A 22,924-nucleotide genomic window follows, 5' to 3' on the forward strand; every position below is an offset into this window, starting at 1 on the left:
GGCCCTGCTCGGGGCTACGCCAGCGTGCTGCGCCTGCTGGCCACCGAGCAACAAGCCGGGAGGCTGCAGCTGCACCCGGTACTGGTGCTCAGCACCGCCGAGGGGTTGCCGCCGGCCGAGCGCGACCGCCTGGAGCGCGTCTTCGGGGCTGCCGTCCGTGAGGTCTACGGGTGCACGGAGTCCGGCTACGCCGCCTACGGCTGCGCCCAGGGCTGGTTGCACCTGCTCGAGGACTGGGTGATCGTCGAACCGGTCGACGCCGGCCACAATCCCGTGCCGCCGGGGACCGTGTCCCACACGGTGCTGATGACGAACCTGGCCAATCGCGTTCAGCCGATCATCCGCTACGACGTCGGCGACCGCGTCCTGGTCAGGCCCGATCCGTGCCCGTGCGGGGACCCGGCCCCGGCGATCCGCGTGCAGGGGCGGGCTTCGGACGTGCTCACTTTCCCTGCCGCCGGCGGCCGCGGCGTGGTGACGGTGCCGCCCCTGGCGCTGGCGACCGTCGTTGACCGCACCCCGGGGGTGGAGCTGTTCCAGATCGTCCAGACCGCCCCCACCAGCCTGTCGGTGCGGCTGCGCCCGGACCCGGGCGCAGACCCCGACCGGATCGGGGCAGCAGTGGAAGAGGGGATCGCCGCCCTGCTCGCCAACCTGGGCCTGGCCCACGTCACCGTCGACCCGGCCCCGGACCCCCCGGAACAGACCACCGGCGGCAAGTACCGCACCGTCATCCCCCTGCCGCCGGCACCGCCGTCGTCATAACCGGTTCCGCGGCCTTGGGCCGGCCGGCTGGGGCTGTCAGTCAGTTCCCGGTGCCAGCTGAGGGATTGGGCCGGAGGTAGTCGCGCAGCAAAGGGAACTCCGTGCGCACATGGGCCTCCAGGTCCGCGGCGAACCGGGGCGTGAAGTACAGCCGCAGCAGCGGGTCCAGCACCCGGCCGATCCCCGGCCACCCGGCGGTGATCGTGTGCCGCACAGACACCCCGCCCGGCACCGGGTTGAGCTCCAGGGACAGGCGTGCCGGAAGAGGCACGACCTTGCGGAACCGCCACACGAGCCTGCGGCCGGGCTCCACCGCCTCGACCACCCCGCGCAGGCGCAGCCGGCGGCGGCCGACGAACTCGTCCATCACCACCACGTCTCCCACCCCGCCGGTGGCCCGCCCCAGCACGTGCAGCTGCAGGTGGGTTCCCGGCCACCACGCCTGGTACTTCTCATCGGTGCAGGCCACCATAAAGTCGGTGACATCACGGCCGGTCAGCCCCGAGACGTCAACTCTCGACTCGATCACCAGCATCGGGGCGGATCACTCGTCCTGTACCCGTACGTCGCCGGCCGCGCCGGTGGAGATACCGCTCAGGGTGTCGATGTAATCCAGCGTTTTGGGGCTGACGTGCCGCACGGACGCAAGGGCCTCGCGAAGGACTGTCCTCGTGTCCTGGTCACCGAGCCGGTCGCGGAGTTCGATTACTGTTTCGATGCCTTCACGCTCGAACACGCGCGTGATGTCCTCCACCTGGGCGAGACGGCCAGGCGACGGCCAACTGATAACTTCGGAGAGTTTCCCCGTATCAAGGTGCCGCCGGAATCCGCTGGTCGTGGCGGCATCCGGCCAGGCCGCAGCCAGAGCGACGACCCGGGGCTTGACGGTCTCGTGATAGTTCTGCCGGCGCTGCAACGTGGCATCGACAATGATGGCCCCGATGTGGTCCCAGCCCCGGCCGACCTCGGTCGAGGCGTCTGTGCCCTGTGATTCCGCAGGCTCGGGAAGGTTGGCAGCATCATTATCGGTAGTCATAAGTGAATTCTTCCACGTGCCGGTGGCGGGTGGCTGCCTCGGCCGAGGTGCCCCGGGAAACCCCGAGCTGCCTGCCCAGTACCCTTGGAGATCTTCCCCCTTCTCACGACCGCTGAACTCAGTCAGGTCAGGTCCACAACCTCCGGTGCCGGCGGAAAGAATAGAGTCACAACATGGGAAAAATCATCACCGTACTGATCGTGGGTCTGCTGGCCACCGTCCTGGCAGGTTGCGGGCCAACACCGGGAACCTCGGACACGGATTACGCCGCCAAGTACAAGGCAGCGGTCCAGCCGCTGGCTCACGTGGCCAGGGTGGACGCCAGCTACAAGTCCTCCGGCGGCATCGGCCGGAGTGGGGATGTCTTTCTGCACGCCGACACCGCGGACCGGGAAACCATGATGGGACTCCTTCGGGATGCATTTCCGGCGATTGTGGACGCCGCCGCCGGCGATCCCGAGGCAAATCCGGCGATCCAGGTAATTTCAGCGGATGGCGCTTCGGCTGTGTCGCCCACCGATCTTGGGTATTCCGGGACCGGGTCTTTGACCAGTTATCGGCAGTTCCTCGGCAAGTAAACGTTCCGGCCCGGACGCCGGTCCGCGGACATCGCGGCGGGATCGCATGAGACGGTGCGGAGCAGACCGGCCCCGGCGATCCGGAGGCTGTCGCCATTCAAATGAAACTGAGTATCACTTGACGTGACACGCAGTTTCACGGTAAAACGGTGACATGGTTCCTGACAATGTCGTTGAAACTGCCACGCTCGCTGGGTCCGGCGCAGCCGTCCCCCGAGTCCCCGGAACGTCGGCCAGCGCGTACGCGGCGGCCCTCCTGGCCGCGGAGCGGCACGGGCCGCGCGGCGCGACCGGAGCGGAACCGCGCCCTGTCCGAAGTGTTGGAGTACTGGGAGCCGGGCTCATGGCCAGCCAGCTTGCCCTGCTCTTCGCCCAGCAGCTTGGGGTTCCGGTGCTGATCACCGACCTGTCCCAGGCAAAGGTGGATGAGGCACTTGGCCGGATCGCTGCGCACCTGGACAAGCTGGTTCTGCGAGCGGAGCTCACTGAAACGGGGGCGCGGGAACTTGGCAGCCTTGTCCGCGGAACGGTGGATAAGCGCGACTACCGGAACTGCGACGTCGTCATTGAGGCCGTCTTCGAGGAGTTGAGCGTCAAACGCGCCGTCTTCGCTGAGATCGAGCCCCTGCTGCGTGCTGACGCGCTGCTGCTGACCAACACCTCGTCCCTTTCCGTGGCAGCAATCGGCCAGGGCCTGACCCATCCGGAACGCCTGGTGGGACTGCACTTCTTCAATCCGGTGGCTGTGCTGCCGCTGGTGGAGATCATCAGCACCCAAGACAACGACGACGTCAGCGTCGCCTCCGCCTGTTCGCTCGCCCGGCTGATGGGCAAGACGGCGGTGCTGGTTACGGACACGCCGGGCTTTGTGGTGAACCGGATCCTGAGCCGGCTCTTCTGCGAACTTCTCCGGACCATCGATGACGGGGCCGATATACAGCTGGCGGACCACGCCTTGGATCCGCTGGGACTGCCGATGACCCCGCTGACCCTGCTGGGCTTCATCGGCCCCGCCGTCCAGCTGCATATCTGCGAGACCATGCACGCCGCCTATCCGGACCGTTTTGACGTCAGCACAAGCCTGGCCGCCGTTGCCAAGGCGGGCCTGCGCGGCTATCTCGACAAATCGGGCACCGTGCTTCCCGGGGCGGCCGCCCTGCTGACGCCGGCCGACGCCGGCCGTCCTGCACCCGGCGCGGAATCCATCAGGGCGCGGATCCTTGATGCCCTGGCGGAGGAGGTGGGGCTGATGCTGGCCGAAGGGGTGGTGGCCGGACCGGCGGAAGTGGATCTGTGCATGCTGCTCGGCGCCAACTTTCCGGAGCATCAGGGCGGCCTTACCCCGATGCTTGACCTCAGCGGCGCCTCCCGGCGCGTGTGGGGGAAGGAATTCCACCCCGGCCCCGGATTCGCCGAATAGCCACACCGCGCGGACCGTCCAGACAGGCGCCGCCTCCCGTCACCCCGTTCCTCAATTCCTCCGCTAAGGATGCAAGCCATGCCTGACTATGACGTCACCGAACCGCTCGACACCGACTACTACTCGGTCTTTGCCAATATTCCGGCCCCCGACCGTGAGGTCTGGGACCGCGCCAGGGCCTTCACGGCGGAGGCAATGCCGCAGATGAACGACTACTGGGAGCGCGCCGAATTCCCCGCCCACCTGGTGAAGCGGATGGGAAGCATGAACCTGCTGGCCGACGGCATTGACGTCCAGGGACTGGAACTGATGTCTCCGCTGGGCGCCGGACTGGTCAACATGGAAGTCTCCCGCGGGGACGGTTCGCTGGGTACCGTGATCGCAGTCCAGGGCGGCCTGGCCATGCGCTCGATCGCACTCTTCGGGTCGGAAGCCCAGCGCGCGACCTGGCTTGGCCCGCTGGGCCGGGGCGAAAAGCTCGGTGCCTTCGCCCTGACGGAACCGGAGCACGGCTCGGACTCCGTGGCACTGGAAACCACCGCCACACTCGAGGGCACGGAGTACGTCCTCAACGGCGAGAAGAAGTGGATCGGCAACGGCTCGGTGGGGGATGTAACCGTGGTCTGGGCACGCGATGACGCGGGCGACGTCCGCGGCTTCCTGGTGGAGCAGGACCGGGAGGGGTACGAGGCCGAGACCATCACCGGAAAGGCGTCGCTCCGCGCGATACACCAGGCCCGGATCAGACTCAACAACGTCCGCATCCCAAAGGACAATCTGCTCCCCGGAGCGCGCACGTTCAAGGACACCTCCACGGTCCTTGTGGCCACGCGCCTGGGCGTGGCCTGGTCGGCCCTCGGCCACGCCACCGCCGTCTACGAAGCCGCGCTGAACTATGCCACGCAGCGGACACAGTTCGGCAAGCCGCTCGCAAAGTTCCAGCTGGTCCAGGAACGGCTGACCTACATGCTCTCGGAGCTGACCAGCATGCAGCTGCATTGTGCCCATCTGGCGGGTCTTGATGCGGCCGGCCTGATGCGCCCCACCCAGGCCGCGATGGCGAAGTACCACAACACGCGCAAGGCCCGCGAGCTGGCATCCATTGCCCGCGACATGCTGGGCGGGAACGGCATCCTTCTGGAAAACCATGTGATCCGGCACCTGCTGGATATCGAATCCATCCATACCTATGAAGGCACGCAAAGCATTCAGACCCTATTGATCGGCCGCGATGTCACCGGACAAAGCGCCTTCGCCTAAAGGACCCGCCATGACCACCATCGAGCGTCCCAACGAAACACCGCTGAGCCCCCTGCGGTTCCTCCAGCGCTCCGCCGAGGTCTTCGGACAGAGGACCGCGATCATCCACGGCGACCGCTCCTACACCTACTCGGACTTCGCCGCCGAAGCCCAACAGCTGGCCAAGGCGATCAGGAGCAAGATCCAGCCGGGGGACCGGGTGGCCTTCCTGTGCCCCAATGTGCCCGAACTGTTGATTGCCCACTACGCCGTTCCCCTCGCCGGCGGCGTCCTGGTGGCCCTGAACACGCGGATGACCGCCCGGGAACTCCAGTACATCCTGGAACACTCCGAAGCCAGGCTGCTGTTTGCCGATTCGGAACTGCTGGGCACCGTGGCGGGACTGGACCTTGGCCTGACGCAGCTGGCCGGCGTGATCGAAGTGCCCGACAGCACCATCCCCTATCCGGTGGTTCCGGAGGATCTCGGCACCACCCGCTATGCGGAATTCCTCGATGCAGCGGATAGCCGGGATGTGGACCTCCCCTGGGGGGTCCAGGACGAACGCGCGCCCATCACGCTGAACTACACCTCGGGGACAACGGGCAGGCCCAAAGGCGTGCTGTATTCACATCGCGGGGCTTACCTGAACTCACTCGGGGAAACCATCCACAATCAATTCACCGGCGACACCCGCTATCTGTGGACTCTTCCGATGTTCCACTGCAACGGCTGGTGCACGACGTGGGCAGTGACCGCCGTGGCGGGTGTCCACATCTGCCTGCGCGCCGTGCGCGCGGACGCGGTCTGGGATGCCATCGACACACTCGGCGTCACCAACCTCTGCGGCGCCCCCACGGTGTGCAGCATCATTGCCGAAGCGCCCCAGGCGCACGAGCTGCACGCACCGCTGCGGATCACGACGGCGGGCGCCCCGCCCTCGCCCGCGATCCTCACGTCCCTGGACTCACTCGGAATCACCGTGGTACACGTCTACGGCCTGACCGAGGTGTACGGCCCCTACACGATCTGCGAGTATCAGCCCGAGTGGGATGAGCTGTCCCCTCAGGACCGGGCCGTGAAGCTCTCACGGCAGGGAGTGGGGATGCTCCAGGCCGAGACGGCGCGCATCGTGGACCTGGACATGATCGACGTCCCGGCGGACGGCACAACGCTGGGCGAGATCGTGCTGCGGGGCAACAACGTGATGCTTGGATACTTCAAGGATCCTGAGGCCACGGCAGAGGCCTTCGCCGGCGGCTGGTTCCACACCGGAGACCTCGGCGTGATGCATCCGGACGGCTACATCCAGCTCAAGGACCGGGCCAAGGACATCATCATCTCCGGCGGGGAGAACATCTCCACCATTGAGGTGGAGCAAGCCATCAGCAGCCACCCTGCGGTATTGAACGTGGCCGTGATCGGCGTCCCGCAGGAGAAATGGGGCGAACGTCCGGTTGCCTTTGTCATCCGCAGCAGCTCCAACCCGGTCACGGCCGAGGAAATCCGGTCCCACGTCCAGGGCCTCCTCTCCGGATTCAAGGTGCCGGACCGAGTCATTTTCCCCGACGAACTCCCGCACAACTCCACCGGCAAAGTCCTGAAGTCCCAGCTGCGCGCCCTGGGCGTCAGCGCCACGGCCCTCAGCCAGGAAGCCGCCAAATGAGCGGGCAGGACATCGTCATTGTGGGCGCGGCCCGCACGCCGCAGGGAAAACTGATGGGCCATCTTTCCGCTCTGAGCGCCGTGCAGCTGGGCGCCGCCGCCATCGCCGCGGCCCTGGGACGCTCCGGGATCGAACCGGCGGCCGTCGACGCCGTCATCGTGGGCCAGGTCCTGACCGCCGGCGCGGGCCAGAACCCCGCGCGCCAGAGCTCCGTGGCGGCAGGAATACCCCTCAAAACCCCCGCCGTCACGGTGAACAAGGTGTGCCTGTCCGGGTTGACGGCCATCATCGAGGGCACCAGGCTGCTGCGACTGGGCGAGGCCGACGTGGTCGTGGCCGGCGGCCAGGAATCCATGAGCCAGGCGCCGCACCTGCTCGCCCGCTCGCGCGCCGGTTACCTCTACGGCAATGTCACGGCCCTGGACTCAGCCAGCCACGATGGACTGACTGATGCGTTCGATGACGAGCTGATGGGCATTGCCACGGACCGCGCCAATGCGGACCTTCAGCTCTCCCGCGCGGCGCAGGACCGGATCGCGGCGCTGTCGCACCAGCGTGCGGCCGCGGCCCAGGCGGGGGGCCTGTTCGACGCCGAGATAGCCCCCGTCGCGGTGCCGCAGAAGCGCAGCTCACCCACGCTGGTGAGCATTGACGAGGGAGTCCGCCCGCAGTCCACCCCGGAGGCTCTTGCCGGGCTGAAGCCCGCCTTCACCGCCACAGGGACCGTCACGGCCGGAAACGCCTCGCCGTTAAGCGACGGCGCCGCGGCGGTCGTGCTGGTGAGCCGCGGGTACGCGGACGCCAACGGCCTCGAGGTGCTGGCCGTCGTCGGGCCCGCCGGACAGATTGCCGGCCCGGACACGACGCTGCCAGACAAACCGGCGCAGGCGATCACTGCGGCACTGGCCCGCGCGGGCTGGACACCCGGTGACCTTGACTTCGTGGAGATCAACGAGGCGTTCGCCTCGGTGGTTGAGCACTCCGCGGCCGCTCTGGGCGTCGGGCTGGACAGGGTGAACGTGAACGGCGGTGCCATCGCCATCGGACATCCGATCGGCGCCTCCGGAGCTCGACTGGTCGTCTCGGCCGTCCATGAGCTGGTGCGCCGCGGCAGCGGCAAGGCCGCCGTCGCACTCTGTGGCGGCGGCGGACAGGGCGACGCGCTGTTACTGTACCGGGATGGCATCAGTGGCTAATTTCCGTTCCGAGGTGGCCGAGGCCGCCCTGGATCTGTTCACCGACAACGGCTACGACCCGACCAGCGTGGAAGATATTGCCTTGGCGGCCGGAATCTCCCGGAGCACCTTCTTCCGCCAGTTCCGTGCCAAGGAAGACGTGATCTTTGCAGACCACGAAGCCTTGCTCGATGAGCTGGGCAGCTATCTGGCCGCGAGTCATCCCGATCCGTGGGAAGCGGTGTGCCAGGCCGCGGCACTCGTCTTCGGGATGTTTTCTGAACGCCGGGAAATAGCTCAAAAACGCTATCACGTGGTGCAGGCGGTGCCCGCGCTCCGGGACCGGGAAACGATCATGGTGTCCCGCTACGAGCGCCTTTTCTCGGACTACCTGCGGCGGGCCCTCCCAGGCCTGGCGGCACTTGATGCGATCCGGTTCGCCGCGGCGGTCACGTCCACGCATAACTATGTGTTGCGCGAAATGATGCTGGATTCCCCCCGCGGTTCACTCCAGAACCTGGAACACGAACTGCTGACAGTACGCCGCATCTTCGGCGTGCTGTCCCCGGATGACGCGTCCGCCGCCCCCGCCGAGGATGACCTCGTTGTGGCCGTTTTCCCCCGGTCCACCCCCACCGCGGAAGTGGCACGCCGCATCCAGTACGCGCTGGACGGGCGCTCCGCGTAGGGACCGATTCCCATGCAAAACGCCCGGCCGGGTTACCCCGGCCGGGCGTCCTGCGTGGCCCTTATTGCGGGGCGCTTAGCCCATGATGAGGCTCAGGATGAACAGCAACGGGATGGAACCAGCCCAGACGGCGGTGGTGATGCCCGACCAGCCGCGAAGCGCTGCGGTGCCTTCGAGCCCGGCGAACCGGGTGACCACCCAGAAGTAGGAGTCATTGAAGTAGCTCAGGATCATGGATCCGGCGGTGCAGGCCATTGCAGCCACCAGCGGATCGATACCGAGCGTTCCCACCAGCGGGGCCGTGACGGAGGCAGCCGTGATCATCGCCACCGTACCCGATCCCTGGGCCAGCCGGACGAGGGTGGCTACCAGGAAAGGCACAAGGAAGGCCGGCAAAGGCGTGGCGGCAATGGCCTCCGCCAGCGCATCGCCCACACCGGAGCTGCGCAGCACCTGTCCCAGCGCGCCGCCGGCGCCGGTGATCAGCAGGATGAGGCCAGCAGAGGCAGCCGCATCGGCGAACCAGCCCTGGACCCTGCTGCGCGGAGTCCACCGCGGCAGCAACACGTAGACGGCCAGCAGCACGCCAATGATCAGCGCGATCACCGGGTTGCCGATGAAGGCGAAGGGAACAACCCAATCGGACGGCACGTACTTTCCGCCGACAACGCCCTGCGCATTTTGGTCGATGGCGCCCGTGACCGTGTTCAGCACGATCAGCAGCAGCGGGACCAGAAGGGGCAGGGAGGCGAGGAACGCCCCGACGCGGTGCGGTTTGGCGCCTGCGGGCGGAGTGCCGAGTTCCAGATCAGGATCGGCCGGGAGTTCTGCCTCCGCAGGAGCGTCGGCGTAATCCGCGGTGATCGTTCCCGCGCCGCCGTGATGCGATCCTTCGGTGGCGCCGACCAGCGCGGCCCGGCCGTAAACTGCCTCGCGGACCTCCTCGGTGACGGAACTTTCGAGCTTGGGTCCCATCCACTTCGCGTACGCCACCACGACCGGAAGCAGCAGGACGGTGAAGACCAGGCCCGTAACGATGACTGCACCCAGATCCGCGCCCAGCAGGCCGCTCACGGCCAGCGGGCCGGGCGTCGGCGGCACGAGGTGGTGCGTCAGGGTCATGCCTGCGCCCAGTGCCAGGGCCAGCGTTACGTAGCCGGCGCGCTTGACCCGTGCGATGGAGCGGGCCAGCGGGTTCATGATCACGTAACCGGAGTCGCAGAATACCGGGATGGACACCAGGGCGCCGACGGTGCCCAGCGCCCAGGGTTCCCGGCCCTTGCCGAAAAGCCGGAGGAAGGACAGGGCAAGCGCGTTGGCGGCTCCGGAGACCTCCAGGATCTTTCCGATGGCCACACCAAGACCGATCACGATGCCAATGGAGGCGAGGGTGTTGCCGAAGCCGGTGGTGATTGCCTTGACGATGTCGAGGGGGGACTGGCCGGCCACCAGGCCGGTCACGAGGGCGGCTATAAGCAACGCCACGAAGGCGTCAAGCCGGGTGCGAAGCACGAGCACGACGATCGTCGCGATGCCCAGAACCAGCGCAAGTAGTAGTTGTAGATCCACGTTGATGTACTCCTTGGGGGACAAGAGCTCGGGCGCTCTGCCCGGCCACTCCTCGAAGGCGCCAGGTGCCGGGCGGAATTGACTCCATCGAGTGACGGGTGCCACACTAGCCGGACGTAAGACATCTGACAAGCCGAAGGAAAATGCCGATGAGCCGCCGAACGCTCGCTGATTCAGTGTTCGCGGATCTCCTCGAACGCATCCTCTCCGGGGACATCGAGCCGCACGCGTCGCTGCCGGCGGAGGCGGAGCTAGCCAGGGCCGCGGATGTCAGCCGGCTGACCGTACGCGAGGCCCTGAAGACGCTTCAGGCCCAAAATATCGTGACGGTGCGGCGCGGTTTGGGCACCTTCGTGAACCCGGTGGAGGAGTGGACGGGGCTCGAGGCCATCCTCCGCGCCGCGGCCCGCGGCACCGGCATCGGCGAGGTGGCACTGAGGCTTCTCGAAGTCCGGCGCATGGTGGAAACCGGAGCCGCCGAGCTGGCCGCCCGCCACGCCACGCCTGAACATCTGGCTGCCATGGGAGCGTCGATCTCGGACTTGGAGAAGGCCCATGAAGCCCGGGACCTCGACGCCGTGACCCTCGCAGACCTCGCCTTCCACAACACGGTTTTCCGGGCCTCGGCCAACCCGTTCCTCCCGGCGCTGCTTGGCCAGCTCGGCCAGCTGCTCTACACCACGCGCCGGGAAACCTCAGCGTTCCCCGAGGTCCAGCGCCACGCCCTCGAGCACCACCGGCTGGTCCTGGCAGCGATTGCCACAGGGAACCCGGAAAAGGCCCGCAAGACCATGGAAGCGCACATTGACCAGACCTACGACGATTATGAACGCTTCATCAGCAGCCAGGAATCCAACACAGGAGTTGAAATAGCATGACCGAAACCGCAATTTTCCCGACCGAGCGCACTGCGGTCCTCACCGGAGCCGCGTCTGAGCGCGGGATTGGGCGCGGAACAGCCGACCGATTGGCCCGTGACGGGTGGAACATTGCCATCCTGGACATCGACGGCGAAGCAGCCGCCCTGGCGGCCAAGGAGATTCAGGCAAAGCACGGGGTAAAGGCGCTGGGCCTGCAGACCGACGTTTCGGATGAGGCCTCCATTTATGCCGCCATCAGCCGCGTGGAGGCGGAGCTGCCCCCCATCGTGGGCCTGGCGAACATTGCCGGTATCAGCTCCCCGCGCACCTTCATGGACGAAACGAAGGAAGGCTGGGAACGCGTCTTCGCGATCAACATGACCGGGACCTTCCTGGTGACCCAGCGCGTCCTTGGCGGCATGATTGACCGGAAGATCGGCCGGGTGGTCAGCATTTCCTCCATCTCCGCCCAGCGCGGCGGCGGCACCTACTCCAAGGTCGCCTACAGCGCGGCCAAGGCCGGCATTATTGGCTTCACCCGCGCCCTGGCGCGCGAGATGGGTGAACATGGGATCACCATCAACTGCATCGCACCGGGGCCTGTGGACACGGACATCATGGGCGGCACCCTGACCGAGGAACGGAAGAAGGAGATGTCCAAGGACATCCTCGTGGGCCGCGTGGGCACCGTAAGCGAGATGGCAGCTTTGATGACCTTCCTCATGGGAGAGGAAGCCGGCTTCATCACAGCGGCCACCTACGACATCAACGGCGGACTGCAGGTTTCCTAAGCATGCGGACGGCAGCGAACTGAAGCTCTACTCCAAGGAGCAGGTGGATCAGGGCGGGAACATCGCCAGCCTGCTCATTAGCACCGCCACCGTGCGGCTGCGGGACACTGTGGAGAACGGTGACGTGGCTGTCGCAATTTCCGGACAACCCGATCTCGCCGTCACCCACGGCCTGACGTTAAGGACGACTCCCTGAGGTGCGGGCACCTGGGCGGGCAGGACCGGATGGTCCTGCCCGCCTTGATTTTGGGCCGCGAATGGCGCACAAGCTTTTCCAAAGCTCACCGAGGCACCATGATGCCAACGCAGTTCACGTTGGCATAGGTCCTGAGCTGGGCTGGGCCGACGCCGATCCCGGTCCCGTGCAATGCAGCGCGATCCGGATGACGAGTCCTTCAGCGCCCACCAGAAACGGCGATAAAGATGAAAAAAACCCTCCGCTGGCTTAGCCAACTGGTCGTGCTATCAGTCGTCGTTGCAGGTGGCCTGCTGGGCGTCTCCGCCCCGGCCCAGGCGGCCACAACCGGCACCCCCAGCATCACTTACTCCGGCGTCAGCAACCCTCCCACCGCGGACAAACCACAGAGCAAGTTGTGGTGGAACGACGGTTCCTGGTGGGCGAACATGTGGACGACCGGAAGCGGATGGTCCATCTACCGCCTGGACCGGGGCACAGCCACCTGGGTGGACACCGGGGTGCGGACTGACAGCCGGGCGAGCACCTCCTCGGACACGCTGTGGGACGGCACCCACCTGTTCATCGCCTCCAACGTGGTCACCTCCGGCGCCTCTGCATCCGGCCAACCTGCCCGGCTCTACCGCTTCAGCTATTCCGGCGGGGCCTACACCCTGGACACTGGTTTCCCTGCCACGATCTCGAACAACAGCAGCGAGACGCTGACCATCGACAAGGACTCCACCGGGGCCATCTGGGCGACCTGGACCCAGGCCACCAGCACCACCAGCACCGTGTACGTCAACAACTCCCAGCCCGGCGGCACGGGCTGGGGGACACCGTTCGTCGTGCCGGGCGCCGCGGACCCGAACCCGACGCCGGACGACCTCTCGGCCATCGTTGCCTACCGGAGCAACAAGATCGGGATCATGTGGACCGACCAGGCCACCGGGACAGCGTACTGGGCGACCCGCACGGACGGCACCAGTCCGACGGCGGCGTCGTCCTGGAACGTCCAGGAAGCGGTCAAGGGAAACAACCAGGTCGATGATCATTTGAACATCAAGACCCTGCAGGCCGATCCCAGCGGCCGGGTGTTCGCCGCGGTCAAGACCGGCCTCGACGACGGCTCGTCCGACCCGACGCTGGCCCAGCTGGTCCTGCTCGTGTTCAAGCCCGGCACTGGCGCCTTCGAGAAAACGACGATTGCCCGGACCGGGGACTGTGTTTCCCGCCCCCAGATCATGCTCGATACCCAAAACAACCTGGTGCGCGCCTTCCACACCGCACCGTCGAGCTCCGTCAGCGGCTGCGCCTACTCCGGCGTGGCCGGCAGCATCTACGAGAAGACCGCCTCCATGGACAACCCGGTGTTCGGGACCGGCCGCGGCACCGTCGTGATTGAAAACGCAGCGTCAGCGAACATGAACAACGTGACCAGCACCAAGCAGAGCGTGAACGCCACGACCGGGATTGTCGTCATGGCCACCGACCACGTGAACAAACGCTACTGGTTCTCCGACCGCAGCCTCGGCACCCCGCCTCCGCCGGGGGATACCGCTCCGGTTGCTTCGTTTACGGCCTCGCCTACCTCCGGGACGGTTCCGTTGACGGTGAACTTCACTGACACCTCGACCGGTTCCCCGACGTCCTGGGCCTGGGATTTCGGTGACGGCGGCACGGCAACCACGCAGAACCCGTCGCACGTCTACGACACCGCCGGGAGCTACACGGCGAAACTGACGGCCACCAACTCCGCCGGCGCCACCTCCAGCACGAAAACCATCACGGTGAACCCGGCCAGCACCTCGCCCGGGATCAACGCGCGCAGCTCAACCACGGCGTTCTCGGCAACGGCGACCGGCACGGTCTCCCTGGCCGCACCGGCGGGCAGAACGGCCGGGGATGTCCTGGTCGCCTCCTTCACCGCGGACAAGAACCCCACCGTGGCCGTCCCGGCGGGCTGGACCGCCATCGTCAACGGGCTCTCCATCGGCGGCGGCGCACGCGTCTTCTCCTACTACCGTGTCGTCGGTTCAGCTGACCCGACAAGCTACACCTGGACCCTCAGCACCGCCATGAAGTGGGGCGGCGGCATCACCGCCTACACCGGGGTCAACACCACCACACCCCTGGACAGCGCCGTGGCCACCGCCGTCAACACCACCTACACCGCCTCCAGCATCACCGTCGCCGGCATCACCACCGCCAGCAACGGGGCCCTGCTCATCGGCGGCGTCGGGTTCGACAGCTCCAATCCCGCCGCGACCGCGCCAACCGGATGGACCGAACGCTGGGAATCCACCGACGGCCAGATCGCCGAACAGGCCGACCGGATCCAGGCCACCGCCGGCGCCACCGGCACCGCGACCTGGACCTTCAGCACCGCCAAAGCCGTCGCCGCCTGGCGCACCGCCCTCAAACCGGCCGGCACCCCGCCTCCGCCGGGGGATACCGCTCCGGTTGCTTCGTTTACGGCCTCGCCTACCTCCGGGACGGTTCCGTTGACGGTGAACTTCACTGACACCTCGACCGGTTCCCCGACGTCCTGGGCCTGGGATTTCGGTGACGGCGGCACGGCAACCACGCAGAACCCGTCGCACGTCTACGACACCGCCGGGAGCTACACGGCGAAACTGACGGCCACCAACTCCGCCGGCGCCACCTCCAGCACGAAAACCATCACGGTGAACCCGGCCAGCACCTCGCCCGGGATCAACGCGCGCAGCTCAACCACGGCGTTCTCGGCAACGGCGACCGGCACGGTCTCCCTGGCCGCACCGGCGGGCAGAACGGCCGGGGATGTCCTGGTCGCCTCCTTCACCGCGGACAAGAACCCCACCGTGGCCGTCCCGGCGGGCTGGACCGCCATCGTCAACGGGCTCTCCATCGGCGGCGGCGCACGCGTCTTCTCCTACTACCGTGTCGTCGGTTCAGCTGACCCGACAAGCTACACCTGGACCCTCAGCACCGCCATGAAGTGGGGCGGCGGCATCACCGCCTACACCGGGGTCAACACCACCACACCCCTGGACAGCGCCGTGGCCACCGCCGTCAACACCACCTACACCGCCTCCAGCATCACCGTCGCCGGCATCACCACCGCCAGCAACGGGGCCCTGCTCATCGGCGGCGTCGGGTTCGACAGCTCCAATCCCGCCGCGACCGCGCCAACCGGATGGACCGAACGCTGGGAATCCACCGACGGCCAGATCGCCGAACAGGCCGACCGGATCCAGGCCACCGCCGGCGCCACCGGCACCGCGACCTGGACCTTCAGCACCGCCAAAGCCGTCGCCGCCTGGCGCACCGCCCTCAAACCGGCCAGCTGAGGAACGGCACCGGCCCGTGCAGGGCCTGGGACGGCACCGCGGAAACCGGCCGCCGTCCCAGGCCCTGATGGCTGGCTCCCTCTGCTCAGGAACCCTGCGCAGCGTCCGGGCGCTCGATCGTGACGGTACCGGCGTCGCCGTCGACGCGGATCCGCTGGCCGTTGGTGAGCCGTTGGGTGGCAACGCCGGTGCCCAGAACGGCCGGGATGCCGTACTCCCGGGCCACGATGGAGCTGTGGCTCAACGGGCCGCCGACGTCGGTGACCACGGCGGAGGCCATCGCGAACAGCGAGGTCCATGCCGGAGTGGTGATCCGGGCTACCAGGACATCTCCGGGCTCCATCCGGGCGAAATCCTGCGGCCCGCTCAGCACACGGGCAGGAGCACTGACCCGGCCCGAGCTGGCGCCGGCGCCCTTGATGATGTCCCCGGACTGGTCCTGCGGTCCTGCCGGCATCATTGACCCGAAGGCCCGTTCCATCCACCGGCTCTCCGGGAGCAGCTGCGGGGCAGCAGCCTTGGCCTGGCCCCGCCACAACATCCTGCGCCCCTCGACGGCGCCGGCGCGGACGGGCCGGTCTGCTCCGGTGATTGCCACTGCCGCCGGTGCGCCCGGGGCGGCGAGGCCGAAATCGACGGCGCTTTGCAGCTCCCGGTGGCGCAGCCAGAACACGTCGGCGGGCTCTGCGATGACGGCGGAGTTCACCAGCCGTCGTCCGAGCTCGAACAGCATCCGCCGCAGCAGCGGCCAGGCCAGGCCGACGTCGGCCAGGGCATCCTCGCGGATCGGGGCCGCGCTCTGTGCCCAGCGGAGCAGCCGGTTGAACGCGGCCCTGCGGCCCGGCCCGAGCCGGGCCACCGTGCGGCTGGTTTGGTCCTCCCTGCGGGCAGCGGACAGCCGCTGGCGCTCGTGCGGGTCGCTTCCGTGCCCGCGCAGGTAAAACTTCACCGTCTCCAGCAGCGGCGAGGGATCGTCGGCCGGCACCGGGGTGACGAAGTCCAGGTTGTAGACCGCATGGCCGAAGCGGCCGAGGTGGTCCTGGAGGCGGGGATGCCATTGCTGCCAGAGGGCCGGGGCCATCCCGGCGGGCGGGAACCCCGTGCGCTGCGACTCCACCAGCGCCGGGGTGGGCGCATTAAGGATCGCCGGGGCCAGCCCGGGAACTCCCCGGGCCCAGACTGCCAGGTCGTACAGCGACTTCTCCGCCCGGATGGGCTCGCTGTCGTAGCCGAGGAGGAACGTCTGGGCCGGGGGATCCCCGTCGCGCCGAACAAACTTGTCGTAGTAGGTCCGGAAGGATATTTCGCTGGTTGCGGCGACCGGAATGATGGACTGCACGGCCGTGTAGTACACGGTGCCGGCGTCCAGCAGCGCCTGCACACCCTCCAGCAGTTCCTCGCCGGTTAGCTCCCCGACGGGTCTGGCCGACCAGTCCTTGATCACCCGCTCGTAGAGGGGGTGCGAAAACTCCCGCCAGCCGGCCACTCCCATGTGCGCCTTGCCGCGGACCAGCGAGCGGACCGCGGCCAGGGACTTGCCCGTCACCCGCCACAGTGCCGAGGTGCGGTAGTAGTAATAGGCGTAGCCGTTAATAGTGGGCAGGCCGACGTCGTCCTCGCGGATGAGGTTCTTGCCGAGGGCCCGGGCCAGCAAAGCCCTCAGCGACCGGGACACCGAGCCGTCAATCAGGTCGGCGAACAGCGGCGAGAGCGGGTCAGGCAGCTGCTCCACGATGCTCGCCCGGAAGTAGAGCCCCTTCGGGTAAGGGACCGTCCAGGTGTCCGGGGTGTCGGCCGCCGGTTCCGGCAATGCGGTGACGGGCCGGGACTGCAGGATGAAAAACTCGTCACCGGCCCGTGCCCATTCGATGTCCTGCGGTGCCCCGAAATGATCGGCGATCCGGGTGCCCAGGCTGGCCAGCTCGGCCGCCGCCGGGTCGTCCAGCACCGGCAGACGACGGCGGCCCGCCGGCACCGGCTGCTCCCGGGTGCCGTGGTCCGCGGAGACCGTCATGATCTCCTTGTCAGCTGTCCGGCGCGACAGCACACGGCCCGTCCCGGCGTCGACGACGACGTCGTCCGTACTGACCGCTCCGCTGACCACGGACTCGCCCAGGCCCCACGCGGCACTGATCACGATCTGGTCGCGTCTGCCGTTGGCGGGATTGGCGGTGAACATCACCCCGGCTGCCTCGGCCTCGATCATCCGCTGGACCACGACCGCGAGTCGTACGGGGTCCGGTCCGACGCCGGCACGGGCCCGATAGGCCATGGCGCGCGCCGTCCACAGGGAGGCCCAGCAATCTGTCACGGCGGCGGCCAGGGCCCGGGTCCCGATGACGTTAAGGTAACTTTCCTGCTGCCCGGCAAAGCTGGCCGAGGCGAGGTCCTCGGCCGTCGCGGAGGAGCGGACCGCCACGGCTGTCTCCCCGTTGCCGAGACGGCCGTAGGCGGCGCCGAGTTCCGCTGCGATCGCGGCCGGCATGGCTGCGCCGGTGAACAGGGCGCGGATGCGTTTCGAGGCGTCCTCGTAGTCCCGCGGTGCCGCCTCCGGTGACAGTGCGGCCAGCTCACGGATGCCTGCCTCCAGATGGTTGGTTTCCACAAAATCGGCATAGGCTGCGGTGGTCAGTACAAACCCCGGAGGGACCGGCAGGCCGGCCTGAATGAGCCCGCCCACGCCGACGCCCTTGCCGCCGGCCACGGCGACGTCGCCTGGTCGCACATCACCGAAATTGCTGACGTAGGTCATGACCGTGTCTCCTCCTGCAGAGCCGGGGCGCCCGCACTGAGCCTGATGCCCAACATACTGGCACTGCCGTAAGCGCGGGGCTATAGCTCCGCCGCGGCGGGAACACAGGAAATTGCATCGTTGTTATAAGCAGTGGACCTAAAATGAGCACCAAATACAGAGCACTGATAATTCCGGTCCGGATCAGCGAACCCGTCCGGGTCGAAACCGTTGAACCCGATCTGCACACCCTGCAGGGCCTGGTTGGCGGAGACATTGAAGCGGTCACCCGCGGTGACTGGCATGTCTACCTCAACGCTGAGGGCGTGATCAGCAACCTGCCGCCCAACCTGCGCGCCGCCCAACTGATGCGCGACTGCGGCCTGGACCTCGCCGGAGTGGCGCGGGGCACCGCAGTCTTTCTCGGCCATGGCCCCCATGGCGCGGAAGCGGACGCGCCCCGGCACCTGATCCGGCTGGCAGAGGATCTTTGGGACACCAAGCTGGTGGCCTGACCGGCCGTTTCAGGGCGGCGTTTGGTTCAGTGCGCGGCCTGCGCGGCTGTCGCTTCCTGCGCCTGCCGGTAGAACCACTCGATGTGCTCGCGCAGAAGCCAGGCCGCAAGCTCCCCGTTGTGGGCCTCGACGGCGTCGAAGATGCCGTGGTGCTGCGCCCGCAGTGCAGAGAGGACGTCCGGCCACTCTTCCATCGCGTCCATCGCACCCTTGACATACCCGACGATGGAGCCGCTCAGGGATTCCATGATGGTGGCGACCACGGCGTTCCCCGCGAGCGAGCTCAGTGCGACGTGGAAGCGGGCATCCAGCTCGTGGAAGGTCGCCCGGTCAATCCCGGGATCGTCCATGGCATGCAGCAACCGGGCCGCCTGCTCCAGGTCTTCATCCCCTCCGGAGAGGGCGGCGCCGGTTCGGGCCGTCCAGGTTTCGAGCAGGATGCGGGTTTCCACGATGTCCGCGACCGGCAGCCTGCTGCTGGCGACATGCAGCCGCAGTGCGGAGGACAGGCCCGCGGAGGGATCGGAAATGATGATCGCCCCCGAGGTGGGACCGGATCCGACGGAGCTGCGCAGCACACCCATGGCGTCCAGGATCCGGATGGCCTCCCGGACTGACGCCCGGGAAATTCCGTAGCTCTCCGCCAGTGTGCGTTCACCCGGAAGCCGGTCCCCGACCTTGATCTTGCCCGAGCGCAGGTCCGCTTCGATGTCGTTCAGGAGCACGTCATAGGTGCGACGGCGTGGGGTTGCTCCTGCTTCAGCGGGTGTCACGGGCGTTTCCTTCGGGTGGTGGGAGTGCGGGCGCGCCGGAGCCTAGGGCAGCATCTAGCCGAGGACGGGGGTGGACTGCAGGTTGGAAAGCGTGCAGGGCACCAGCAGCAGAGCCTCGCTCCACCCGACTACTTTACGCAGGATCACAGGCTCCCGCCCTTCGAGGGTGACCGCGGATGCCGCGACGGTCAAAGCGACGGGTTGTGGTCCTATACTGGCGTTCAATCGGTGGCTTGGCTGCGGAGGCAGCGGGCAGTGGAAGAGGCGCCGGAGCTTCGCCGTTGGGGGCAGGCAGGGTATGCAGCGTCGAGGCAAGATCGCTCTGGCGGTCACAGCGACCATCGTGGCAGGGGTTGCCGGGTTCTCCACGACTGTCCATTTTCAGAACGAGGCCAACATCAGTCAGATGAAGGCAATCGCCGATCGGTTGCAGGCATCTCCCGGGTGGGAACCCCTTGGAGGGACACAACCCCCGCTGGGCGGGGCGTTCTGCATCCCCATCGACGGCCCGTGCGCCACCTTCGCATACCGGTGGGACACGCACACGCCCTATACAGACGGTGACCTTGAGCGGTACATGGATCAGGTCGGCCTGACTCCCAATGAGTACAAGCCCTGCGTCAGGGAACAACGGTTCAATTCGGGTGGCCCGAGCTGCCGTGGGATCGGGACGGTTGACGGCTGGGACGTACGGATCACCATTGAGGACTATGGTCCTGAGTCCGACGGTTACACGACGCAGATCGCGGTTCTGCGCTATGGCTACTGAACTGAGCCGGAATCGTCGCTGAGTTCGATCAGTTCCCCGACGGCGTCGAGGTCGCCGCGGGCGGCTTGTTCCCGCGACGCTGGGAGTTCAGCATCTGACATTGGGAAACCTCCCGTGTGTGTCGGGCCAGTCATTGCGGGCCGGTTCCGGGCTCCGCCCCGCAGGACGTCGCCCGGAACCGGGAGGCGATGTTGAAGCCTGCCGCCGCGGTCGAATTGGCGTGAAGAGCACCTAGTGTGTCAGGTCCTTGCCCTTGGTCTCCGGGATGGTGAAGACGAACAGCACGCTGACGATCAGGAGCGCCACGGCATACAGGTTGAAGAGCTGGGAAAGGCCGATGGTGCCCAGCCAGGTCTGCAGGTACGGGGCGGTCCCGCCGAACAGGGCCACGCAGATGGAGTACGGGACGCCGACGCCGATGGTCCGGATGCTGGTGGGGAACAGTTCCGCGTAGACGGCCGGAACGATCGCAGCGCTGGCGGCGATGAAGATCAGCATGACGGACATTGCCACGGCCAGCTGCCAGGCCGAATCCTTCAGCAGCCACGTCATCGGGAAGTGCATAACGGCGCTGCCTGCCGCTCCGGCCCAGAGCACCTTTTTGCGGCCGATTCTGTCGGACAGTTTGCCCCAGAAGGGCAGGGCGCCGATGAACACGATGTTGGCGATCACGCTGGCCCAGAGGGTTTCACCGCGGTCGATCTTCAGAACGGTGGCGGCATAGCTCGGGGCCACGACGCCCCAGATGTAGTAGATCACTGTGAGACCCACCGTGAGCCCGATGACCTGGATGGCCTGCTTGCGGTACTGGACAATCTGCGGCCAGATCGGGGCGCGCTTCTCGGAGGCAGTCTCGCCTTCGAAGGCCTCGGTCTCGTGCAGCTTGGAGCGCATGATCAGGGCGTAGAGGCCCATAACGGCGCCGACCAGGAACGGCACCCGCCAGCCCCAGGCATTCATGGCCTCGGCGCTGAGGGACATGTTGAGGATCGCACCCAGCAGGGTGCCGGCCAGGATTCCGACGGTGCCGGAGGTGTAAATCAGGGTGGCCCACAGGCCGCGTTTTTCTTTCGGGGCCACCTCGGAGAGATACGTCTGCGAGGACGGCAGCTCGCCGCCGTGGGCCAGGCCCTGGATCAGCCGCGCCGCCAGCAGCAGCACCGAGGCCCAGACGCCGATCGTGGCGAAGGACGGCGCGACGCCGATCATCAGGCTGCCCAGCGAGGCCAGGCCGACCGCGAGCGTCATGGAGGTCTTGCGGCCGATCCGGTCGCCGATCCAGCCGAACAGGAACCCGCCGACCGGACGTGCCACGAAACCGACGGCGAAGATCGCCAGCGTTGAGAGCACGGCCGAGGCGGGATCCGCTTTGCTGAACAACTGGCTGGCGATGAAGGGCGTGAACGTGGCGTAGATCGCCCAGTCGTACCACTCGACAGCGTTGCCGATACCCGTCCCGAGGAGGGTCTTCCGCGTGGCCGCCCGGCTGGCGTGCTGCTGGTCAATGATGGTGGTCATGATTTTCTCCGGAGAAGTAGGGCTAGGAAGCGAGGGAAGAAGGGCTGAGGGCGCCAAGGGTTGCGATGCGGGCGATGGCAAGCTCTGCGTAGAGCGCGGCACCGTCGGCGAGGACGCCGTCGTCGAACGTGGCGTAAGGGGAGTGGTTGAAGGCGGAGGCGGTATGGTCCGCTCCCGGGGCGACGGCGCTGAGCCCGATGAAGGTCCCGGGCACCTCTTCCATCACCCGGGAGAAGTCCTCGGATCCGCTGAGGGGGGTCGCCCAGCGGGTCAGCCGGGCGTCCCCGAACAGATTCTGGATCGTTTTCTCCGCGGTGCGGGTCTCGTTTTCGTCTGTGATGCTCAGCGGGTATTCGGCGCGGTATTCGACGTCCACCTCCAGTCCGTGGGCCTGGGCAATGCCTTTCAGGAGGACCGGCACGGCGGACATCATCCGTTCGCGGGAGGCGTGGGAGAACGTCCGGACGGTCGCCTCGATGCGCGCCGATTCGGGGATGACATTTTTTGTGGTGCCCGCGTGCAGGACGCCGACGGTCACGACGACCGGGTCGAACATGTTGAACTGCCGCGTGACCATAACCTGCAGCGCGGTCACCATCTCGGCGGCTGCCGTGACGGGGTCCTTGGCCGCGTGCGGAGCCGATCCGTGGCCGCCGGCGCCCAGAACCGTGACGAACAGTCCGTCCGAGGCGCTCAACATCACGCCGGGCTTGGTGGCGAACTGCCCGTGCGGCTCCAGGGAGGAGAACACGTGCATGCCGTAGGCGGCGTCCGCACGCCGCCCCGCGGCGTCAAGGACCCCTTCGCGGATCATGTGCCCGGCTCCGTCGAACCCCTCCTCGCCCGGCTGGAACATCAGGACAACGTCGCCGGCCAGCTGCTCGCGGCGTTCAGCCAGCAGCGTCGCGGCCCCGGCCAGCATCGAGGTGTGCAGATCGTGGCCGCAGGCGTGCATGGCGCCGTCGACCCTGGAGGAGAAGCCGACGCCGGTGCGCTCCTGGACGGGAAGGCCGTCCATGTCGGCGCACAGCAGGACGATGGGTTTCTCCGCAGAAGTGTGTGGTGCGCCGCCGCGCAGAACTGCGGTGACCGACGTCGTCGTTCCGCCCAGGTTGATCTCGTAGGGCAGGCCGTCGAGGGCTTTGAGGACTTTCTCCTGGGTGCGGGGGAGCTGGAGGCCGATCTCCGGCTCCTGGTGCAACTCGTGGCGCAGCCGGGTGATCTCGCCGTGCAGCTCCCCGGCATCTTCTGTGACCGACATGTGTTCCCGCTTCCCGAACGTTTGGTAAGTACCTAGCACCAATTGTGGGGTGACTGGAGTCAC

At 67.2% G+C, this 22,924-nt stretch carries 20 protein-coding genes; 13 read left to right on the plus strand and 7 right to left on the minus strand.

The features are described from left to right. The first annotated feature begins 24 nt into the window (after positions 1-24). On the plus strand, positions 25-765 hold the full coding sequence (locus ASPU41_RS23275; RefSeq protein ID WP_231941187.1) for a hypothetical protein: 741 nt from the start codon (positions 25-27) through the stop codon (positions 763-765). 40 nt (positions 766-805) lie between these two features. Here ASPU41_RS23275 and ASPU41_RS06255 read toward each other — a convergent pair whose 3' ends face one another. Then, a complete protein-coding gene (locus ASPU41_RS06255; protein ID WP_197515775.1) occupies positions 806-1,294 on the minus strand; it encodes a hypothetical protein in 489 nt (162 codons plus the stop codon). A 15-nt stretch (positions 1,295-1,309) separates the two neighbouring features. Further along, positions 1,310-1,801, minus strand: coding sequence for a hypothetical protein (locus ASPU41_RS06260; RefSeq protein WP_069950191.1), 492 nt, complete (start codon positions 1,799-1,801; stop codon positions 1,310-1,312). A 173-nt stretch (positions 1,802-1,974) separates the two neighbouring features. Between ASPU41_RS06260 and ASPU41_RS06265 the strand changes: the two genes are divergently transcribed. The 6 genes from ASPU41_RS06265 (at position 1,975) to ASPU41_RS06290 (ending at position 8,567) form a co-directional block, all read left to right on the plus strand. After that, positions 1,975-2,379, plus strand: coding sequence for a hypothetical protein (locus tag ASPU41_RS06265; protein WP_069950192.1), 405 nt, complete (start codon positions 1,975-1,977; stop codon positions 2,377-2,379). Positions 2,380-2,722: 343 nt separating this feature from the next. Beyond that, positions 2,723-3,799, plus strand: coding sequence for a 3-hydroxyacyl-CoA dehydrogenase family protein (locus ASPU41_RS06270; RefSeq protein ID WP_069950193.1), 1,077 nt, complete (start codon positions 2,723-2,725; stop codon positions 3,797-3,799). 69 nt (positions 3,800-3,868) lie between these two features. Next, positions 3,869-5,059: an acyl-CoA dehydrogenase family protein gene (locus ASPU41_RS06275; RefSeq protein WP_069950194.1), complete on the plus strand. Its 1,191-nt coding sequence runs from the start codon at positions 3,869-3,871 to the stop codon at positions 5,057-5,059. A gap of 10 nt (positions 5,060-5,069) precedes the next feature. Next, a complete protein-coding gene (locus ASPU41_RS06280) occupies positions 5,070-6,704 on the plus strand; it encodes an AMP-binding protein (RefSeq protein WP_069950195.1) in 1,635 nt (544 codons plus the stop codon). Continuing rightward, positions 6,701-7,900, plus strand: coding sequence for an acetyl-CoA C-acyltransferase (locus ASPU41_RS06285; protein ID WP_069950196.1), 1,200 nt, complete (start codon positions 6,701-6,703; stop codon positions 7,898-7,900). The genes ASPU41_RS06280 and ASPU41_RS06285 overlap by 4 nt, the downstream gene beginning before the upstream one ends. Then, positions 7,884-8,567, plus strand: a complete 684-nt coding sequence (locus ASPU41_RS06290; RefSeq protein WP_069950197.1) for a TetR/AcrR family transcriptional regulator — start codon at positions 7,884-7,886, stop codon at positions 8,565-8,567. The genes ASPU41_RS06285 and ASPU41_RS06290 overlap by 17 nt, the downstream gene beginning before the upstream one ends. Before the next feature lie 75 nt (positions 8,568-8,642). Here ASPU41_RS06290 and ASPU41_RS06295 read toward each other — a convergent pair whose 3' ends face one another. Next, on the minus strand, positions 8,643-10,136 hold the full coding sequence (locus ASPU41_RS06295; protein WP_069952520.1) for a GntP family permease: 1,494 nt from the start codon (positions 10,134-10,136) through the stop codon (positions 8,643-8,645). A gap of 149 nt (positions 10,137-10,285) precedes the next feature. Here ASPU41_RS06295 and ASPU41_RS06300 point away from each other — a divergent pair, with 149 nt between their 5' ends. The 4 genes from ASPU41_RS06300 to ASPU41_RS23015 all read left to right on the plus strand — a co-directional run bounded on the left by ASPU41_RS06300 (position 10,286) and on the right by ASPU41_RS23015 (position 15,294). Then, positions 10,286-11,014: a FadR/GntR family transcriptional regulator gene (locus ASPU41_RS06300; RefSeq protein WP_069950198.1), complete on the plus strand. Its 729-nt coding sequence runs from the start codon at positions 10,286-10,288 to the stop codon at positions 11,012-11,014. Next, entirely contained in the window at positions 11,011-11,787 is a 777-nt protein-coding gene (locus ASPU41_RS06305) for an SDR family NAD(P)-dependent oxidoreductase (RefSeq protein WP_069950199.1), read from the plus strand. The genes ASPU41_RS06300 and ASPU41_RS06305 overlap by 4 nt, the downstream gene beginning before the upstream one ends. Before the next feature lie 43 nt (positions 11,788-11,830). Then, positions 11,831-11,983: a hypothetical protein gene (locus ASPU41_RS23010; protein WP_197515776.1), complete on the plus strand. Its 153-nt coding sequence runs from the start codon at positions 11,831-11,833 to the stop codon at positions 11,981-11,983. A gap of 227 nt (positions 11,984-12,210) precedes the next feature. Then, positions 12,211-15,294: a PKD domain-containing protein gene (locus ASPU41_RS23015; RefSeq protein WP_069950200.1), complete on the plus strand. Its 3,084-nt coding sequence runs from the start codon at positions 12,211-12,213 to the stop codon at positions 15,292-15,294. A gap of 85 nt (positions 15,295-15,379) precedes the next feature. On the opposite strand, the gene ASPU41_RS06315 is transcribed toward ASPU41_RS23015, so the two are convergent. Next, entirely contained in the window at positions 15,380-18,046 is a 2,667-nt protein-coding gene (locus tag ASPU41_RS06315; protein WP_069950201.1) for a PEP/pyruvate-binding domain-containing protein, read from the minus strand. A 143-nt stretch (positions 18,047-18,189) separates the two neighbouring features. Between ASPU41_RS06315 and ASPU41_RS06320 the strand changes: the two genes are divergently transcribed. Further along, complete coding sequence (locus ASPU41_RS06320) at positions 18,190-18,540, plus strand: DUF3846 domain-containing protein (protein WP_069950202.1); 351 nt, start codon at positions 18,190-18,192, stop codon at positions 18,538-18,540. Positions 18,541-18,566: 26 nt separating this feature from the next. Here the strand turns inward: ASPU41_RS06320 and ASPU41_RS06325 are convergent, their stop codons facing one another. Then, on the minus strand, positions 18,567-19,313 hold the full coding sequence (locus tag ASPU41_RS06325; protein ID WP_069950203.1) for a FadR/GntR family transcriptional regulator: 747 nt from the start codon (positions 19,311-19,313) through the stop codon (positions 18,567-18,569). 91 nt (positions 19,314-19,404) lie between these two features. On the opposite strand from ASPU41_RS06325, the gene ASPU41_RS06330 reads away from it, so the two are divergent. Beyond that, a complete protein-coding gene (locus ASPU41_RS06330) occupies positions 19,405-20,082 on the plus strand; it encodes a hypothetical protein (protein ID WP_157356948.1) in 678 nt (225 codons plus the stop codon). A gap of 231 nt (positions 20,083-20,313) precedes the next feature. On the opposite strand, the gene ASPU41_RS06335 is transcribed toward ASPU41_RS06330, so the two are convergent. Then, positions 20,314-21,600 (minus strand): MFS transporter, encoded by a 1,287-nt coding sequence (locus ASPU41_RS06335; protein ID WP_069950205.1) that lies wholly within the window; start codon positions 21,598-21,600, stop codon positions 20,314-20,316. Between the two features lie 22 nt (positions 21,601-21,622). Next, positions 21,623-22,861, minus strand: coding sequence for a M20 metallopeptidase family protein (locus ASPU41_RS06340; RefSeq protein ID WP_069950206.1), 1,239 nt, complete (start codon positions 22,859-22,861; stop codon positions 21,623-21,625). Positions 22,862-22,924 lie beyond the last annotated feature (63 nt).

The organism is Arthrobacter sp. U41 (assembly GCF_001750145.1).
Taxonomy (GTDB): domain Bacteria; phylum Actinomycetota; class Actinomycetes; order Actinomycetales; family Micrococcaceae; genus Arthrobacter.

Excerpts from the sequence above, each read along its gene's own strand:
- ASPU41_RS06260 (WP_069950191.1), bottom strand. The coding sequence starts at position 1,801 with ATGACTACCGATAATGATGCTGCCAACCTTCCCGAGCCTGCGGAATCA.
- ASPU41_RS06265 (WP_069950192.1), top strand. The coding sequence starts at position 1,975 with ATGGGAAAAATCATCACCGTACTGATCGTGGGTCTGCTGGCCACCGTC.
- ASPU41_RS06270 (WP_069950193.1), top strand. The coding sequence starts at position 2,723 with ATGGCCAGCCAGCTTGCCCTGCTCTTCGCCCAGCAGCTTGGGGTTCCG.
- ASPU41_RS06275 (WP_069950194.1), top strand. The coding sequence starts at position 3,869 with ATGCAAGCCATGCCTGACTATGACGTCACCGAACCGCTCGACACCGAC.
- ASPU41_RS06280 (WP_069950195.1), top strand. The coding sequence starts at position 5,070 with ATGACCACCATCGAGCGTCCCAACGAAACACCGCTGAGCCCCCTGCGG.
- ASPU41_RS06285 (WP_069950196.1), top strand. The coding sequence starts at position 6,701 with ATGAGCGGGCAGGACATCGTCATTGTGGGCGCGGCCCGCACGCCGCAG.
- ASPU41_RS06290 (WP_069950197.1), top strand. The coding sequence starts at position 7,884 with ATGGCATCAGTGGCTAATTTCCGTTCCGAGGTGGCCGAGGCCGCCCTG.
- ASPU41_RS06300 (WP_069950198.1), top strand. The coding sequence starts at position 10,286 with ATGAGCCGCCGAACGCTCGCTGATTCAGTGTTCGCGGATCTCCTCGAA.
- ASPU41_RS06305 (WP_069950199.1), top strand. The coding sequence starts at position 11,011 with ATGACCGAAACCGCAATTTTCCCGACCGAGCGCACTGCGGTCCTCACC.
- ASPU41_RS23015 (WP_069950200.1), top strand. The coding sequence starts at position 12,211 with ATGAAAAAAACCCTCCGCTGGCTTAGCCAACTGGTCGTGCTATCAGTC.
- ASPU41_RS06315 (WP_069950201.1), bottom strand. The coding sequence starts at position 18,046 with ATGACCTACGTCAGCAATTTCGGTGATGTGCGACCAGGCGACGTCGCC.
- ASPU41_RS06320 (WP_069950202.1), top strand. The coding sequence starts at position 18,190 with ATGAGCACCAAATACAGAGCACTGATAATTCCGGTCCGGATCAGCGAA.
- ASPU41_RS06335 (WP_069950205.1), bottom strand. The coding sequence starts at position 21,600 with ATGACCACCATCATTGACCAGCAGCACGCCAGCCGGGCGGCCACGCGG.
- ASPU41_RS06340 (WP_069950206.1), bottom strand. The coding sequence starts at position 22,861 with ATGTCGGTCACAGAAGATGCCGGGGAGCTGCACGGCGAGATCACCCGG.